General features: G+C 70.2%; 14 protein-coding genes. 5 read left to right on the forward strand and 9 right to left on the reverse strand.

Features of this window, described 5'->3' with window-relative positions; genetic code table 11:
• Window positions 1-2: 2 nt before the first annotated feature.
• Together JQX13_RS31805 and JQX13_RS31810 are read right to left on the reverse strand one after the other, a co-directional pair.
• Complete coding sequence (locus JQX13_RS31805) at window positions 3-1184, reverse strand: hypothetical protein (RefSeq protein ID WP_203403234.1); 1182 nt, start codon at window positions 1182-1184, stop codon at window positions 3-5.
• A gap of 178 nt (window positions 1185-1362) precedes the next feature.
• Window positions 1363-2028 (reverse strand): hypothetical protein, encoded by a 666-nt coding sequence (locus JQX13_RS31810; protein ID WP_203403235.1) that lies wholly within the window; start codon window positions 2026-2028, stop codon window positions 1363-1365.
• Between the two features lie 93 nt (window positions 2029-2121).
• Between JQX13_RS31810 and JQX13_RS31815 the strand changes: the two genes are divergently transcribed.
• Window positions 2122-4458: a serine/threonine protein kinase gene (locus JQX13_RS31815; protein ID WP_203403236.1), complete on the forward strand. Its 2337-nt coding sequence runs from the start codon at window positions 2122-2124 to the stop codon at window positions 4456-4458.
• Between the two features lie 6 nt (window positions 4459-4464).
• Here JQX13_RS31815 and JQX13_RS31820 read toward each other — a convergent pair whose 3' ends face one another.
• Window positions 4465-4797, reverse strand: a complete 333-nt coding sequence (locus JQX13_RS31820; RefSeq protein WP_203403237.1) for a rhodanese-like domain-containing protein — start codon at window positions 4795-4797, stop codon at window positions 4465-4467.
• An 11-nt stretch (window positions 4798-4808) separates the two neighbouring features.
• The gene (gene moeB / locus JQX13_RS31825; protein WP_203403238.1) at window positions 4809-5969 is read right to left on the reverse strand and encodes a molybdopterin-synthase adenylyltransferase MoeB; all 1161 of its coding nucleotides are present in this window, start codon (window positions 5967-5969) and stop codon (window positions 4809-4811) included.
• Window positions 5970-6213: 244 nt separating this feature from the next.
• Between moeB and JQX13_RS31830 the strand changes: the two genes are divergently transcribed.
• Both JQX13_RS31830 and JQX13_RS31835 read left to right on the forward strand, forming a co-directional pair.
• Window positions 6214-6597 (forward strand): HesB/IscA family protein, encoded by a 384-nt coding sequence (locus JQX13_RS31830; RefSeq protein WP_203403239.1) that lies wholly within the window; start codon window positions 6214-6216, stop codon window positions 6595-6597.
• A gap of 213 nt (window positions 6598-6810) precedes the next feature.
• A complete protein-coding gene (locus tag JQX13_RS31835) occupies window positions 6811-7599 on the forward strand; it encodes an SDR family oxidoreductase (RefSeq protein ID WP_203403240.1) in 789 nt (262 codons plus the stop codon).
• A gap of 84 nt (window positions 7600-7683) precedes the next feature.
• Here JQX13_RS31835 and JQX13_RS31840 read toward each other — a convergent pair whose 3' ends face one another.
• The 3 genes from JQX13_RS31840 to JQX13_RS31850 all read right to left on the reverse strand — a co-directional run bounded on the left by JQX13_RS31840 (window position 7684) and on the right by JQX13_RS31850 (window position 9845).
• Window positions 7684-8157: an acyl-CoA thioesterase gene (locus JQX13_RS31840; protein ID WP_203412300.1), complete on the reverse strand. Its 474-nt coding sequence runs from the start codon at window positions 8155-8157 to the stop codon at window positions 7684-7686.
• Window positions 8158-8219: 62 nt separating this feature from the next.
• Complete coding sequence (locus JQX13_RS31845; RefSeq protein WP_203403241.1) at window positions 8220-9011, reverse strand: deoxynucleoside kinase; 792 nt, start codon at window positions 9009-9011, stop codon at window positions 8220-8222.
• A gap of 12 nt (window positions 9012-9023) precedes the next feature.
• The gene (locus JQX13_RS31850) at window positions 9024-9845 is read right to left on the reverse strand and encodes a glycerophosphodiester phosphodiesterase (RefSeq protein WP_203403242.1); all 822 of its coding nucleotides are present in this window, start codon (window positions 9843-9845) and stop codon (window positions 9024-9026) included.
• A gap of 259 nt (window positions 9846-10104) precedes the next feature.
• Here JQX13_RS31850 and JQX13_RS31855 point away from each other — a divergent pair, with 259 nt between their 5' ends.
• On the forward strand, window positions 10105-12270 hold the full coding sequence (locus JQX13_RS31855; RefSeq protein ID WP_239013972.1) for a serine/threonine-protein kinase: 2166 nt from the start codon (window positions 10105-10107) through the stop codon (window positions 12268-12270).
• 157 nt (window positions 12271-12427) lie between these two features.
• Entirely contained in the window at window positions 12428-13228 is an 801-nt protein-coding gene (locus JQX13_RS31860; protein ID WP_239013973.1) for a hypothetical protein, read from the forward strand.
• A gap of 18 nt (window positions 13229-13246) precedes the next feature.
• Here the strand turns inward: JQX13_RS31860 and JQX13_RS31865 are convergent, their stop codons facing one another.
• Both JQX13_RS31865 and JQX13_RS31870 read right to left on the reverse strand, forming a co-directional pair.
• Window positions 13247-14485: a hypothetical protein gene (locus tag JQX13_RS31865; protein ID WP_203403244.1), complete on the reverse strand. Its 1239-nt coding sequence runs from the start codon at window positions 14483-14485 to the stop codon at window positions 13247-13249.
• 99 nt (window positions 14486-14584) lie between these two features.
• Window positions 14585-16153, reverse strand: coding sequence for a hypothetical protein (locus JQX13_RS31870; protein ID WP_203403245.1), 1569 nt, complete (start codon window positions 16151-16153; stop codon window positions 14585-14587).
• Between the last annotated feature and the right edge of the window lie 19 nt (window positions 16154-16172).

The following is a 16172-nucleotide window of genomic DNA, read 5'->3' on the forward strand; positions in this document are numbered from 1 at the left end:
TCCTAGAAGCGCATGGCGAGCTGCAGCGAGTACTCGAGACCCGCGGCCTCGTCCCCGGGGCGCAGCGCGTGCTCGGCCTGCAACTGGGCCTTGAAGTGCTCGGAATAGAGGACGTTGACGCCTCCCACGAGTCCATGGCCGCGCGCCTTCAGCGGGCCGATGAGCTGCAGCGTCTCGGCGCCCACCACCGGCTGCACCGCCCACCCGTCCTCGCCCACCGGCAGCGTGTAGCTGGCCAGACCCAACTGCGCGTTGAAGGGCCCCACCGACAGCACCCCGTTGACGTACTCACCCGACAGCTCCAACCCGCCCAACCGCAGCGCCGCGTCCGCCGTCACCGCGTAGTTGCGAATGCCCTTGAAGACTTCCGTCATGTAGCCGCTCGCCCCGATGGTGAGGCCCTTGAAGGGACGCACGCTCACCCGCAGCGCGGCGTCCTCGCCGTTGATCGTGTCCGTGTCCTCGTCCCTGGCGCCCTGGAAGACGCCGCCGGACACCTTCAGTTTCCAGCCCTGCTTGATGCTCGCCTCGCCCATCAGTCCGAGCCGGCGGCCGCCCAGATGGTGTGTATCCTCCAGGTAGTCCGCCACCAGTCCGCGCCGCATCAACGGCAGCTGCCAGGAGGACTCGAGCTCGCGCTCCAGGAAGGGAGCCTTGAACTGGCCACCGTAGAGGCGCAGCCGCTTCTTCCCATCGGCGACGCGCACGAAGGCGTCCTTGAGGATCGACTTGGACGACAGGTCCGCCGTCACCTCCGCGTCGACGTGTGGCAGCGACGCTTCCAGGCCCACGCGCGCCGAGGCGATGGACAGCGAGCGCTCGTATTGATCGCGCTCGTCCGCGCTCACCCGGGCGTAGACGCGCCCGAAGGGGCGGACCCGCAGGCCCGTCGTCTTCTCGTCAGCGGACTGGCCCTCGCCTCCCTCGGAGATCGGCTCCGCCACCGCGCCAGCCCCGGGCTTCGGCTTCTTCTCCTTGGGCTTCGGCGCGTCCACCGTCGGCGTCAGCTGCGCTCCCGGCGTCAGCTCCGCCACGGCCGTGGGCTCCGCTTCGGGAGCCGCTTCCGTTTCTGGTGCCGGCTCCGCTTCCGGAGTTGGCTCCGCCGCCAACACGGGCGTGCCCAGAAGGAGGAGCGTGGCGAGGAGTCCCCGTCGTCCTTGTCCGCCCCATTGCCCCGCGCCCATGCTCGCCTCCTCGCCCCAGTCCGCGGGAGGGTTGTGCAACAGGGGTGCCCGGAAGCAGGGAGTCCAGGAGCCGACAGCCCAGCCCCCCTGGCGTCCGAAAACCGCCGCCACCAGGGCGTGACATGGCCGTTACGAGGAAGGAATTTTCCACCCGAGGGTGAAGGAGGCCCTGTCGAAGTTACTGCTCGACGGGGGGCTTGTTTTCAGCCTCGGGCGTGTCGGTGGGAGAGGGAGCGGCCGCCTCGGGAGCGGAGTCCACGGGGGGGCTCGCCGGGGGCACTGACTCCTCGGCGGAGGCGGGCAGGGGCCGCTCCTTCTGGGCGTCTCCCTTCAGGAGGCCGCGCACGGTGTACCCGATCAGCGCCAGGCACCCGACTCCGAGCACGCCCCAGGCGATCGCCCGGGGCACCGGGGAGGCGCCCACCGTGAAGGCGGCGTGGAGCACCTTGTGTCGGGTTGTCAGGAAGCCCACATCGAGGAGGTAGGGTCCCTCGCTCTCGGGCGTGAAGGTGGCCTCCCAGTGGCGCTCGCCCCGTTTCACGGTGAGGCTCTGCCCGTGGAGGGCGCCCGCTTCACGCAGGGTGAGGATGAGGGGGCCTTCGAAGGGGTCGCCCTCGAAGCTGCCCACCTGGAGGCTGACGTGGAGGGGCTGGCCCTTCCGGGGGACGGTCGGGCGGATGCTCCCCTGGAGGCGCTCCTCGGTGTCCGACCAGGAGAGCTCCAGCCCCTCTTCATGGGGCGTGACCTCGATCTGATCCGTGGGCCCCAGGGGCAACCGTGAGGCCGCGGCGGCGGCGGTGGTCAGCAACAGGCCGGCGACCAGAGGGAACCAGTGGTTTCGCACGGGCTGTCTTTGCCTCGCCCTGGTACGTCGCCTAAGATGCAACGCCCTGACGTCTTCCACTTCGCGCTTGCTCCCCCCGGCGAGCCACCCGGGATGAACCCTCAACTCTTCGGCAAATATCAGCTCCTCAAGAAGCTCGCCACCGGTGGCATGGCCGAGGTGTGGCTCGCGCGGCAGAAGGGCATCGAGGGTTTCGCCAAGAACGTGGTGGTGAAGCGGATCCTCCCTCACCTGGCCGAGGACGGCGAGTTCGTGGACATGTTCGGGAACGAGGCGCGCATCGCCGCCCGGTTCAACCACCCGAACATCGCCCAGGTGTACGAGTTCGGCGAGGCCAACGGCACCTACTTCATCGCCATGGAGTTCATCCACGGCGAGGACCTCGGGCGGGTGATGCGCAAGGCGTACAACGCCGGGGGGTGGATCGCCCTGCCGTTGGCCATGCGCATCGTGGCCTCGGCGTGCGAGGGCCTCTACTACGCCCACACGCGCGTGGACGAGGTGACGGGCAAGCCCCTGAAGGTGGTGCACCGCGACATCTCGCCGCAGAACATCCTCATCAGCTTCGACGGCTCGGTGAAGCTGGTGGACTTCGGCATCGCCAAGGCGGCGGACCAGGCCACGGCGACGAAGTCGGGCGCCATCAAGGGCAAGTTCGCCTACATGGCTCCGGAGCAGGCCGCGGGCAAGCCGTTGGATCACCGCGCGGACATCTTCGCCATCGGGCTGGTGCTCTACGAGCTGCTCACCGGCACGCGCCCGCTCAAGCGGGATTCGGAGCTGGCCACGCTGCAGGCCGCGATGGAGTGCAACATCCTCCCGCCCTCGCAGGTGGCGGATGTGCCGCCGGAGCTGGATGACGTGGTGATGAGGGCGCTGGCCAAGGCCGCGGACGATCGCTACCGGGATGCGCGCCAGCTCCAGCTCGCCCTGGAGGAGTTCCTCGTCAGCCAGCGCTGGGTGGCGGGCTCGGTGCAGATCTCCCAGCTGATGGAGACGCTCTTCGCGGATCGGTTGGACGAGGAGCGGCGCAGCGGCAATCCGGAGCCCCGGGGCGAGGACTCGATGTCGGCGATGCCCGCGCCGGCGGAGCCTCCGCCCGAGGAGCCCGCTCCGCCGCCGCGGAGCAGCTCACGTGTCGAGCCTCGTTCCTCCAGCGCCCCCGCCACCGAGATGAACTGGGAGGCGCCGCCGGGCGAGATGCCGCAGCAGCGGCGCACGGGGACGCGCGCGGGGGTCGCCAACAAGCGCGGCGAGTCGGCTCCTCCGCCTGGCAACGTGCCCGAGGTGCAGGAGTGGGAAGCGCCTCCGGCCACGGAGGTCCCCAATCGCCGCCGCACGAACCAGGAGGCGCCGCGCCGCACGGGCGTGGGCTCCACGGCGGTGGGGCGCTCGCCCAGCCGCGTGGACGTGACGCGTGGCGCCAACACCGAGGCTCCCGTCGCGCGGCGCACGGGCATGGAGCCCGCCGTCCCGCGGCGCACCGGGACCCGGGTGGCCGAGCCGTCGGCGGACGCGCAGCCCCGGTTGTCCCGTGGCGCCGCGGCCGTCAACCCGCGCCCGCGGCCCATGGAGGACGACGAGGATCCCGAGCGCACGATGTTGCCTCCGCCTCCGGAGCCCGTGGAGCCTCCGCGGCGGCGCACGGGGATGGCGCCTTCTCCCCAGCAGCAGGCCGAGCCTCCCGTGCGGCGGCGCACCAGCAGCCGCGCGGAGATGCCCGAGGCCTCGTCCTCGCCCCGCCGGCGGACCTCCCAGGTGGAGAAGCTCGAGGAGGAGGACGACGAGGTCAGCACTCCCAACGCCAGGCCCGCGAAGGGGGGCCGGTCACTGCCCCTGAAGACACTGCTCCAGGTGGGCGTGGTGCTGGCCGTGGGGATCGTGGGGTTCCTCTACCGCCAGTCGTTGATGGACATGCTCGGCAGCACGGCCCTGGACGGGCAGGGCATCTACATCGACATGCAGACGAATGAGCCCGTCCAGGTCTCGGTCAAGCACAGCCAGGCCTGCCGGAGCCCCGTGCCCATCACCCAGATGACCATGGAGCCGACCAGCTCGCTGAAGCATGCGGCGGGCGCGCATCTCCAGGACACGATCATCCTGGAGAACAAGGCCCGGGGCATCTACAAGGAGATCACCTTCAGCTACGGCGAGCCCAACGAGACGAAGACGATCCACGAGGAGTTCAAGAAGGGTCACTTCAAGCTGGTGCTGCGTCCCGCCAACAAGACCTTCCCCGGCACGGAGATCTTCCGGGAGGGGGAGAAGCTCTACCTCTACGATCCCAGGCAGCGGTACGAGCTGGTCGAGGGGGAGCACCACCTGGTGCTGCGCGGTCCCTCCTTCAAGGAGCCGGTACCGGTGGATGTGGTGGTGAAGGCCGGCGAGACCGAGTCGAAGACGGTGGACGTGTCGGCGTACCTCCCGTAGCGCGCGTCAGTAGCGGGGCAGGCTCGGGTCCACGGCGCGGGCGTAGAGATCGATTCCCCCGCGCAGGGACACCGCGTCCAGGCCGTGCGAGCGCAGGTACGCGGTGCCGTCCAGGCTGCGCACGCCGTGGTGGCAGTAGACGACGACGGGCCTGCCGCGGAAGGACTCGAGCTCCTCGGCGCGCTCGTCCAGCTCCGGCAGGGGGATGAGCACCGAGCCCGGGAGCGCCACGTAGGCGTGCTCCTCGGGGAAGCGCACGTCGAGCAGCACGGGGCGCGACCCGGGGGGGCCGGAGAGCTGGGCGGCGAGGGTGGCGGGGTCGATCTCCGGGATGGGCACGGGGTCTCCGTTCAGGCGGGTGCGGCGCAGAAGCGCTCGTAGTCGATGAGCTCCACCTTCGCCCCGGGCGCGCACACGGGGCACTTGGGATCGCGCCGCAGCTTGAGCTCCTGGAAGCGGGTGCCGAGCGCGTCGAAGGTGAGCAGGCGCCCCACGAGCGGCTCGCCCACGCCGAGGAGGAGCTTGAGGGCCTCGTTGGCCTGGAAGAGGCCGATGATGCCGGGGAGCACGCCGAGCACGCCGGCCTCGGCGCAGGACGGGGCGAGCTCGGGAGGCGGTGGGGAGGGGTAGAGACAGCGGTAGCAGGGCCCCTGGCCGGGGACGAAGGTGGTGACCTGGCCCTCGAAGCGGAAGATGGAGCCGTGGAGGTTGGGCTTGCCCTGCATGACGCACGCGTCGTTGAGCAGGTAGCGGGTGGGGAAGTTGTCCCCGCCGTCGAGGACGAGGTCGAAGCCCTCGAGGATGCGCAGCACGTTCTGCGAGGTGAGCCGCTCCGCGAAGGGCATCACCTTCACGTCGGGGTTGAGGGCCTCGAGCGTGGCGCGGGCGCTCTCCACCTTGGGCTGACCGGCGCGCTCGTGGGTGTGGAGCACCTGGCGCTGGAGGTTGCTCAGGTCCACCACGTCCGCGTCGACGATGCCCAGCGTGCCCACGCCCGCGGCGGCGAGGTAGAGCGCGGCCGGCGAGCCCAGGCCACCGGCGCCCAGCAGCAGCACCCGGGCTTTCAGCAGCTTCGCCTGACCCTCCTCACCCACCTCGGGGAGGATGAGGTGGCGGCGGTAGCGCTCCTTCTGGGCGGGGGTGAGCACCACCGGCTTCTCCACCGGGAGGTGCGCGTCGCTCCAGCGGTTGAAGCCGCCCGCGAGCGAGGCCACGCGCGTGTAGCCCATCTGTTGAAGGGTGTGGGCCGCCAGCGCCGAGCGGGTGCCTCCGGCGCAGTAGAGGACGAGCTCCTCGTCGCGGGAGGCCTTGTCCTCGATGCGCAGCTCGAGGAAGCCGCGGGGGATGTGCACCGCGCCCGGCAGCCGCCCGCCCGCGTACTCGTCGCCCTCGCGCACGTCGATGAGCTTCACGGGCAAGCGCGCGTCCAGCAGGCGCTTGACGTCCTCGATGGAGACCTCGCGGATCTCCTTCTTCGTGGCGGACAGCAGCTCGCGGAAGGTGGCGCTCATGGAGGCTCTCGTATAACCCGGGCCCGGGGTGAATTCCCTTCCGATGCTCGCCCCCCCGGCGTTCGGCCTGGCGCGGAAGCGGATTGTCCAGAATCGCCTGGGTTCGCCCCAGGACATCAGGGGGGGCGTGCGCTTCTTCCCCACGGGTCACACCTTCAGTCTGGGACAGCTTGCGCCGGTGGACGGGCTGGATGGCAATTTCAGCGCGGGGCGTTATAAGGCGCCTGTAAGGAGACCGACCTACATGGATACGACCACGACTTCCGCTCAGACGACCCCTGCCCCCGAGGGCACGCCGGCCATCCCGGTGAAGCTCACCGAGGCCGCCGTGGCCCAGGTGAAGAAGGTCGTCCAGGAGCAGGGCTTCCAGGGCTACTTCTTCTCGATTCGCGTGGTGCCGGCCGGCTGCAGCGGACTGGGCTACGACCTGAACCTGGTGCGCGAGACGAAGGCGGGCGACCTGACCTGGGAGCAGGACGGCGTGAAGATCGCGACCGACGCCCTGAGCAACAAGTATCTGGCGGGCACGGAGATCGACTTCGTGTCGAGCGTGACGGGGGCGGGCTTCAAGTTCAACAACCCGAACGCGAAGTCGTCCTGCGGCTGCGGGACCTCGTTCACGACTTGAGAACTCCTCCCTCTCCCTCTGGGAGAGGGTCGGGGTGAGGGTCGTCGCTCCCCGAGAGCGCCCCTCACCCCTTTTCTGTTTCAAGGGCCTGTGTGCACTTCCGCGCGGAGCGGTCCAGAGCTGTCGAGACGTGGACCCACGACATGCACGTGCGTCGGCCTCTCTCCAGCGCCGTGACTACGGTGCGGCCACAACGCGAATCCGGGAGGAAGCATGGCGCGTGTGGCAATCGTCACGGGGTCGGACTCGGGAATCGGGAAGGCCTCCGCGGTGGCGCTCGCCGAGGCGGGCTTCGATGTGGGCATCACGTGGCACGAGGAGCAGAAGGGCGCGGAGGACACCGCCGCCCAGGTGAGGGCGAAGGGGCGCCGGGCCGAGGTGCGCAGGCTGGACCTGAACCAGCTGCCGGAGGCCGGAGGCGTCATCGACGAGCTGGCCGATGCGCTCGGAGGGCTCGACGTCTTCGTGAACAACGCGGGAACGGGTGGCAGTACCGCGTTCCTCGACATGGGTTGGGAGGAGTGGCGCCACACACTGCGCGTGGACCTGGATGGTGCGTTCGTCTGCTGTCAGCGCGCGGCGAGGCGGATGGTGAAGCAGGGGCGAGGGGGGCGCATCATCACCATCACCTCGGTCCATGAGCACGTGCCGCTGATGGGGTCCTCGGCGTACTGCGCGGCCAAGGGAGGGCTGGGACTGCTCACCAAGGTCATGGCCGCGGAGCTGGGCCAGCACCAGATCACCGTCAACGCGATTGCGCCGGGGGAGATCTCCACCCCGATGACGGACCAGGACAACGTGAACCCGAGCACCGTGAGGCGGCCGGGTTATCCGTTGGGCCGGCCGGGTGATGCGAGAGAGGTAGCGGGGCTCGTCGTCTTCCTCACCACTCCGGCGGCGGCGTTCATCACGGGGACGTCGCTCGTCATCGACGGAGGCCTCGAGCTGATGGCCGCCATCGGCGCGCACGGCCTGAAGAACGACGACTGGCGCAAGGTCTAGTGCAATGTCCCCTCTCCCGAAGGGAGAGGGGAAATGGCCGCGGTTGTCAGCGCGTCTTCCCCGAAGGGGATGCGGTGCGGTGGCTCACCCCGCAGCGCCGGGCTTGATGACCTTCTGCCAGGCGAAGCTCGTGGGCTTGCGCGACAGCCGCTCCTTGCGCCGCTGCTCGGCCTCGCGGACGGCGGCGCGCTCCTCCTCCGTTTCGATCTTCAGGGGGGGCACCTGCACCCGCTTGCCATCCTGCGTGAGCGCCACGAAGGTGAGCAGGGCGCTGGTGGTCAGGTGCTTCTCCCCGGTGAGCGGGTTCTCCGCGGTCACCGTGACGCCCACCTCCATCGACGTGCGGAACACGGCGATGACGCGCGAGTGCAGCGTCACGTTCCAGCCCACCTTGATGGGGGCGTGGAAGTGCAGGTCATCCATGGACGCGGTGACCACCACCTGTCGGCAGTGGCGCTGGGCGGCGATGGCGGCACACACGTCGATCCACTCCATCACCTTGCCGCCGAACGCGGTGTTCACCGAGTTGGCGTCCGAGGGGAGGATCATCTGCGTCATCACCACTTCGGACTCACGCGCGCTCTTGGCGGGGAGCTCGGACTGCTCGGACACGTCACACCTCAAGCGAGGAAGGTCGAGACCCGGTCGAGGAACTCCTCGCGTCCCCGGCCGATGCGGATGTCCTGGTTCGTCACGTCGAGCACCAGGCAGTCCACGCCATACTTGTTCTGCAGCACCATGGGGAAGGTGGCGTAGTAGCCGTTGAGGCCTCGCAGGAAGCCCTTCTGGATCCCCTTCTCCTCTTCGCGGCCGCGCTCGCGGATGCGCCCCAGCAGCACGTCCACCGTGGGCACGTCGAAGCAGATGACCTTGTCCGGCCGCACGATGGTCCGCGTCAGGCGCTGGAAGTACTCGAAGTACAAATCCAGCTCCTGGTTCGTCATGTGCCCCAGGCCGTGCAGGTACTTGGCGAAGATCTCCGGATCCTCGTAGAGCGTGCGGTCCTGCACGCAGCTCTTCTTCACCGAGTGGATGAGCTCGTGGTGCTCGACGCGCCGGATGAGGAACTCGAGCTGGAGGGTGAAGGACCACCGCCCCATGTTGGCGTAGTAGTCCTTGAGGAAGCGGTTGTCGATGACGGGCTCGTCGAAGAGCTCGAAGCCGAAGGACTGGCTGATGAGCTTCGCGGCCGTCGTCTTCCCCGCGCCGATGTTGCCGGCCAGGGCGACGAAGCGCTTGGAGCGGGGCGCGCGCAGGCGGCGCACGGTGTTGCGCGCGGGGGCCTCGGGCGCGGGGCGCGGAGCGTTGGCGGGGAGGGACCCCAGGGCCGGCTCGGGCGCGGCGGGAGTCAGTGCGGCGTTGGGAGCTGTCGCGACCTTCGGGGCGCGCTTGCGCTGGGGAGAGCGGGGCATGCGGGATGGGGCTTAGCTCGGGTTTTGACGCGCGTCCAAGACCTGGCGGAGCAGGTCCGGCCTGTCCGTCATGATACCGCCCACGCCCTCGGTGACGAGCTGGCGCATCTCCTGGGGATCATCCACCGTCCACACGTTGATCCACTTGCCGTGGGCGTCCGCCGCGCGCAGGAGGGCCTCGTCCACCAGGCGCACGTCGCCGAAGTACAGGGGCATGTCCAGGACGGTGTAGCGTGGGTCCTCCGGCGGCTGCTCGCCCGTCCGCACCGACAGCACGAAGGCGGCCAGCGCGTCACGCGGGTAGAAGTGGCAGGCGTCCGGCATCACCCGCGCCAGGCGCTCGCCCACGGAGTCCAGCTCGCTGCCCACGCACGCGCGCTCCATGGCGCCCTCCTCGCGCAGTACCTGGAAGAAGGCGTCCTCGATGCCCGGCACGTCCGGCTTCACCTCGATGTTGAAGCGCAGGGCCGGGAAGGCGCGCAGCAGCTCGCGCAGGGAGGGCATGCGCACGCCCTGGCCTCGGAAGGGGAAGGTGCGGCCCCCGTCCGGGGTGAAGCGATGGCCGGCGTCCAGGCGCTGCAGCTCGGCCAGTGTGTGGTCCGCGATGTTCCCCACACCATCGGTGCACCGCTCCAGGGTGTCGTCGTGGGCCACCACCAGCTCCCCGTCGCGGGTGAGGTGGACGTCCGTCTCCAGCACCTGGGTGTGGTAGCGCTCCACCGCCATACGGAAGGCGGCCAGGGTGTTCTCCGGTGCCAGCAGTGAGCCTCCCCGGTGGGAGATGTGCAGGGTGGGAGAAAGGCCGCGGAAGTAGGGGTGTCTGGGGGGCGGCATGGTCGGGTGGAGCCTCACGGGCGTGTAGGATGGCGGCGCAGTGGGTTCGGGCGGGTAGCCGGAAGGGCGTCTGGTCTGGTATCCCACCTTTGGTTTCTACCCCCACCTTCCAGGTGGTAATTCCGGGTAAGCTCGGGAAGAACCTCGGGCTTTATTCAAGTCTATGCGACTTCAGGGGGCTCCCATTTCCGAGAACTCTCCTCAGATTGCCACCCCCTTTGGCAAGTACCTCCTCATCAAGCGGCTCGCGATGGGGGGCATGGCGGAGCTCTTCCTGGCGCAGGAGCCTCCGCGTCCGGACCTGTTCGTCATCAAGCGCATCCTGCCGTACCTGTCGGAGGAGCCGGAGTTCGTCCAGATGTTCCTGGACGAGGCGCGCATCGCCGCGCAGCTCCACCATCCGAACATCGTCCAGGTGTTCGAACTGGGGCGCATCCACGAGAGCATCTTCATCGCGATGGAGTTCGTCGAGGGCGTGGACCTGCGACGCATCCTCGCGGAGGAGGCGAAGTTCTCCTCGGCGGTGCCCTACGCGGTGGCCTCGCGCATCTGCGCCCAGGTGGCCGCGGGCCTCGAGCACGCCCACAACTCCAAGGGCGTGGACGGCCGCCCCCTGGGCCTCATCCACCGCGACGTCAGCCCGCAGAACGTGATGGTGGCCTACAACGGCTCGGTGAAGCTGGTGGACTTCGGCATCGCCAAGGCCGAGGCCCTCGCCGAGCGCAGCAAGCCGGGCGTCATCAAGGGCAAGTTCCTCTACCTGTCGCCCGAGCAGGTCATGCAGGAGCGGTTGGATCACCGCTCGGACATCTTCGCGCTGGGGGTGATGCTCTATGAAATCACCACCGGGCGCTCGCCCTTCGCCCGGCCGACGACGGAGGCCATCCTCTACGCCATCCGTTTCGAGAACCCCTCCCCGCCCCACCTCATCCGCGACGACTACCCGCAGGAGCTGTCGCGCATCGTGATGAAGTGCCTGGTGAAGGACCGCAACCAGCGCTACCAGCGGGCGGCGCAGGTGCAGGCGGACCTGGAGGCGCTGCTGGACTCGGGCGTGATGCGGCAGAGCGATGACGTGCAGGCCTACATCGCGCGGCTGCTGGGCGAGGAGGAGGAGCGCACCGTCCTCCACGTCCCCATCCCCAACGGGCGCAAGGAGTCGGTCTCCGGGTCCCAGCCCGCGGGGCTCGCCGCTCGCCCCACGCGCCGCTCCAGCGGGCAGAACCTGCCCTCCGCGGTGGATCCCGACGGCGAGGAACTGGCCACGGAGATGGCCCGTCCGGCCGACATGCTCGCCGCCGCGGCCCTGGGTGACGAGGACGACGACGAGCCCACCGCCATCCGCACCGTCCCCATGGGGCGTGCGCCGGAGCCTCCGGTCGCATCGCCCCGGTCCTCTCCCCGCACCGTCTCCGCCGAGTCCACCTTGCAGGAACGGCCGGCGCGAGGTGCCACCGCGGCGGCGCGCCGCTCCACGCCCGCGCGCAAGCCGGCCACCTCTGGCTCCGTGGCCTCGTTGGATCGCCGCCGCCCGCCCCCGGTGATGGACGAGGACGATGACGAGGTCTCGCAATCCGGCTCCCGCACGGGCTCCACGGTGAATGATCGGGTGCCCGTTCGTGTCGCATCCGCGTTCCGTGACGAGGACTCCGTGCCCGACACCCGCTCCGGGGTCTCGGATGAGGATGACGCCGAGGTGTCGGAGACGCTGGATCTTCCTCGCAAGGGGACGACGCTTGCCCCCAGGAGGGATCCGGACGATGACGAGCCCACTCGCGACGACAGGTTGGGGCGGGCCCCCACGTCCTCGGGCAGGTCGCGCGGCATGCGCCTGCTGCTGGTCGCTTGCGTGACGCTGCTCCTCGTGGTCGCCGGCGCGGCCGCGTGGCTGTTCCTGCTCTCGCCCATGTCGGAGGACGCTCCACGCAAGCCCGCTGGAGCCACGGCGGCGACCCGTTCCTCCGAGGAAGGCCACCCCGCCGAGCCTCCCGCGTCCACCGGAACCGGGACTGGCTCCGGCACCGGCTCTCCCTCTCCCGAGTCGGGGACGGGGAGCGCCACGGCCCAACCGGGTGGGAGCGGGACCGACACGAGCGCGGGTTCGGCGTTGGCTGGAACCGGGGCTCCAGTGGTACCGACCGCTGGCCTGGCCGCCAGGCTGACCGAGCCTCCTTCCGCTTCCATGGCCGCCACCGGGATTCGCGTCCAGTTCCAGGCCCCGGCGGTCATGTCGATAAAGGTGGGAGCCAGCAAGGTGAAACCCAACGGCTTCCTGCCCTTGAAACCCGGGTTCTTCCGGGTCGACGTCCGCTGCTCCAACCGAGGCCCTTGGAATACCAAGGATTTGACGATTCCCGAGGATGCCCAGAACCCGTTTGTCGTCAAACTGACCCGCGCGGATTGCCCCCAGAAGACCCGGCGGTGAGGGGTCTCCAGGGGGACATATGCGGTGGGCTCCCCCTCCAGCGGACAAGTGGGCGAGGGTACGCGGGAGTGGATATAAGCCGTTGGAATTCCAGGGGATTTGCCCTCCTCATCTCGTTTACACGTGTCAGACGGACCCCTAGAATCGGCCCCCGTCTATGGCGCGCGCGAAGAAGAAGAACCTGGCCAAGAAGAGGAGCTCGCCGGCGGGCCGTATCGCCCGCGAGCTGCCCACCGCACCCGAGCCCAATCGGTTGTTGAAGGTGTGGCGTCGCGTGCTCGAGCGCCGATTGCGCACTCGGCTCCGAGCACCGGTGGCGGTGGAGATCCACGACAACACGCACACGATGCTCACGTTCCAGCGTCACCGGGCGCTGTGGCGGCTGCGCTTGCACCACATGTTCCTGACCTCGTCGGACGAGGTCATCCAGGCGCTCGCCGACTACGTGCGCAATGGGGACGCCGAGGCCAGCGCCCGGCTGGACAAGTTCATCGATCGCAACAAGGCCTACATCCGTCGCATGTCGCCGGCGCAGATGCGCAAGCGCATGCGGCTGGAGCCGGTGGGGCAGCACCACGACCTGGGCCGCATCTTCGAGCGACTGAACGAGCGCTACTTCCGGGGCCGCATCGACGCCGCCATCACCTACGGGCCGGCGCCGCGCGTCACCCGGCCGCGCAAGAGCATCAAGATGGGCTCGTACTCGGCGGACTCGCGCGTCATCCGCATCCACCCGGCGTTGGATCAGCCCGTGGTGCCGCGCTACTTCGTGGAGTGGATCGTCTTCCACGAGATGCTGCACCACGTGTACCGGACGCGCCGGGGCGAGGACGGGCGGCGCTGCATCCACCCGCCCGAGTTCCTCGAGCACGAGCGGCGTTTCCACGACTACTCGCGCGCGCAGGCCTGGGAGCTGGAGAACCTGGATCTGCTGCTGCGCGCGCGCGTGTCGGCCTGAGCAGGGCCTCCCCTGGCCTCAGGGGAGGATGATGCCGCCGGGGCTGCGTCGCTCCGACTCCGGCGAGGTGCTCCGGGACTGCTGGGCGGCGCGGGCTCTCGCTTGAGCCTCCGCCTGCTCCCTCTCGGAGGGGGCGACGCGCTCGGCCATGGTGACGAGCAGGGCCTTCTCGTAGAGGCGCTCGGCGAAGCGCGAGGGGGGCTCGGTGGGGCCATGCGCGAGCCGCCGGGCCTCGGCGCGGGCCACCCGGGCCGGGTGCTCCTTCCCGAGCCGCTCGAAGTGGAGCGCCATCTCCCACAGCCGGCCGGCGTAGAGCTGGCGGACCTCTGGTGCGGCGAAGAAGGCGTGCGCCTGGACGTGGGTCGCCTGGATGAGCTCTTCGTTGCGCTGGGCCGGGGTGAGCGCGAGCGGGCTCGACTCCAGCTCGTTCACCTTGAAGGCCAGCCGCTCCAGCTCGGCCAGGGGCGGCAGCCAGCCGCGCATCTCCGGCTCCTCGTGGAGCTTGTGGGCCTCGTTCGCGAGCCGCTCGTCCTCGGGCTCCGGCGGGGGAATCCCGAGCGGCACGTCCCGGGGCTGCACTCCCAGGTGGCGCAGCACGGCCTCGAGTCCCTGGGGAAAGGCGGTGCGCGTGCGCACGTTGAGTCCCACGGCGGCGGCCAGCCGCTCGAGCGCCTCGGCATGGGGAACCTCCACGGCGGCATCGGGGCCGGGATGGGTGGCCTGCTTCACCACGCGGCGGTACTCGCCCCGGTTGAGCTCCGTCACCTGGATGCGTGTGACGCCGTGCTCGTCCGAGTAGAGGAACTGGACGGCCTCCACGCCGCCACCGCGCAGGGGGCGGGCGATCTCGATGACGCGCTCCCCGGTGCCGTCGATGCTGGTGAGGAGCGCGGGCAGCGGCTCCGGACCCGTGAGGAGCGGACGCGGGGGCTCGGAGGGTCGGGCCGGCTCGGAGAGGGCCACGCCGCGCGAGCGCAGCCGGTAGAGCGCCTTCCTGGCGGCCTTGGCGAGCGCCTTGTTCCCGGAGCCCGCGAGCGCCTCGGCGAGGGCGGGTTGGCCGGCGAGCACCGAGCCCTCGAGAACGGCGAGCGCGAGCGGCTCGGGGAGGGACTCGACGTCAGCGGGCGTGGAGGCGGGCTCGGCCGCGAGCGCGCGGGCGTGCCGCACCGCGTCGGCGGGGAAGTCGGACAGCGGCGCTCCTGCGCGCAGAGCGTCCAGCAGCGTGCGCGGATCGGACTGGGGGCTCTTGGTGGGCATGGGCCGGGATGTAATGCACCTCACTCGGCGCGGTGAGGCCGGAGGAGCCCGAGCGCACGGGGTGACGACCACTGGCCCACACTTGGCGGGCCCGAGCGTTCAGCGGCGGCGCACCAGCCAGCTGTCGCCGGACTGGGCGGCCACGGCCAGCTCCTGCTGGAGCCGGGCGCCGAAGACGCGCGAGGGGTGCACCCCCCGGACGAGGAAGTGATCGTAGGCGGGGCCGTGCGTGGCGTAGTCGAAGTCCTGGGGCCGCCACTCGGAGGGGAAGGTGGGCGGGGGCGTGCCGCGGTAGCGCAGCGGGGAGTGGGGGGTGAGGGCGAAGCTGAAGTTGGTGCTGCCGCCGCGCGCGCGGGCAACCTCCGAGGCGCCGTGGAGGAAGACGGGGTGGCGCACCACGCGCGAGCCCGCGGCGAAGATGAGCCCCATGACACGGGGCTTCTGCGCGGTGGCTTCCACGAGGGCATCCCACTCGGAGGCCTCGCGGGAGAAGGCACGGAAGCCGCGGCCGAGCACGAGCGCCAGCAGCAGGGCACAACCCGCGCTGGCCCACAGCAGCGGGCGGCGCAGAGAGGGCAGGGTGACGGGCACGCTCGCCACGGCGAGCACGGCGGCGAGCTGCGCGTAACGGGTGTTCAGGTAGTAGATGTAGCCGCGGATGTCGAAGGGGAGCAGGAAGAAGAAGCCGAGCGCGAGGACGACGAGCCCCGGCAGACGCAGGCGCGCCACGAGTCCCCCGCCGCCGGTCGTGTCCGCCGCGCGCACCAGGCCGAGCACCAGGGCGCACGCGGCCACCACGCCCACGGCGTAGACGGGCCAGCGGTCCGAGCCATCCCGCAGGAGGTTGGCGAGCACCTCGAGGAGCTCGGCGCGGTTCTGCGCGAAGCTCTTCCAGGACAGGTTCCGCGGCGACAACATGGGGCCCCAGGCCTTCCAGGGCGCGCCGGTCTCCACCTCGGCGGGCTGACCCAGGCGCAGCACCACCCACGAGAGGAAGAGGGCCACACCGGGCACCACGCCCAGCAGCGCGGGCACCCGGGGCCGGAGCCGGGACGGAAGTCCCTTCGCGTCGGCGTCCTCGGGGATGGGGGTGGTGAGGAGCAGCCAGGGCAGGGCGAGCCCGAGGAAGGCGAAGGCCTGCACGTGGAAGAGCAGGACGGAGACGAGGCACGCGGCGAGCCCGGCGGCCCAGGCGCGGCGCCGGCCGGTGTCGGTGAGGGCGCGGACGAAGAGGCCGCAGCACAGCAGGGCCAGCGGCAGCGCGGCGAGGTAGTTGATGAAGCCCCACCCGAAGCTGTCGCCGTAGGCGAGCGGCAGCGACAGCAGGGAGGGCCAGGTGGGGCGCCCGAGGGCTCGCAGCAGGAAGGCGAGCGACAGGGGCAGTCCCACCACGTACGCGGAGAGGAAGAGCCGGTTGGCGAGGTCCAGCGGGAGCAGCCAGTTGAGGGCGCTGACGGCGTAGTAGTAGCCGAGGTAGGGCGTCAGCTCGTGCCGCGCGGCGAAGAGCTGGGGGTAGAGGGTGGTCGGATCATCCAGCCGGTGGAGGACGGAGATGAGGTGCAGGTGCTGTGGCAGGTCCACCATGGGCAGGTGCGAGGACACCCACAGGGGCAGCACCCCCAGCACGAGGGCGGCGGCGTAGACGAGGCGGTCGGTTCGCGCGGACACGGGTGGGCCGGACTGTACG

This window comes from Archangium violaceum, assembly GCF_016859125.1.
Taxonomy (GTDB): Bacteria; Myxococcota; Myxococcia; order Myxococcales; family Myxococcaceae; genus Archangium; species Archangium violaceum_A.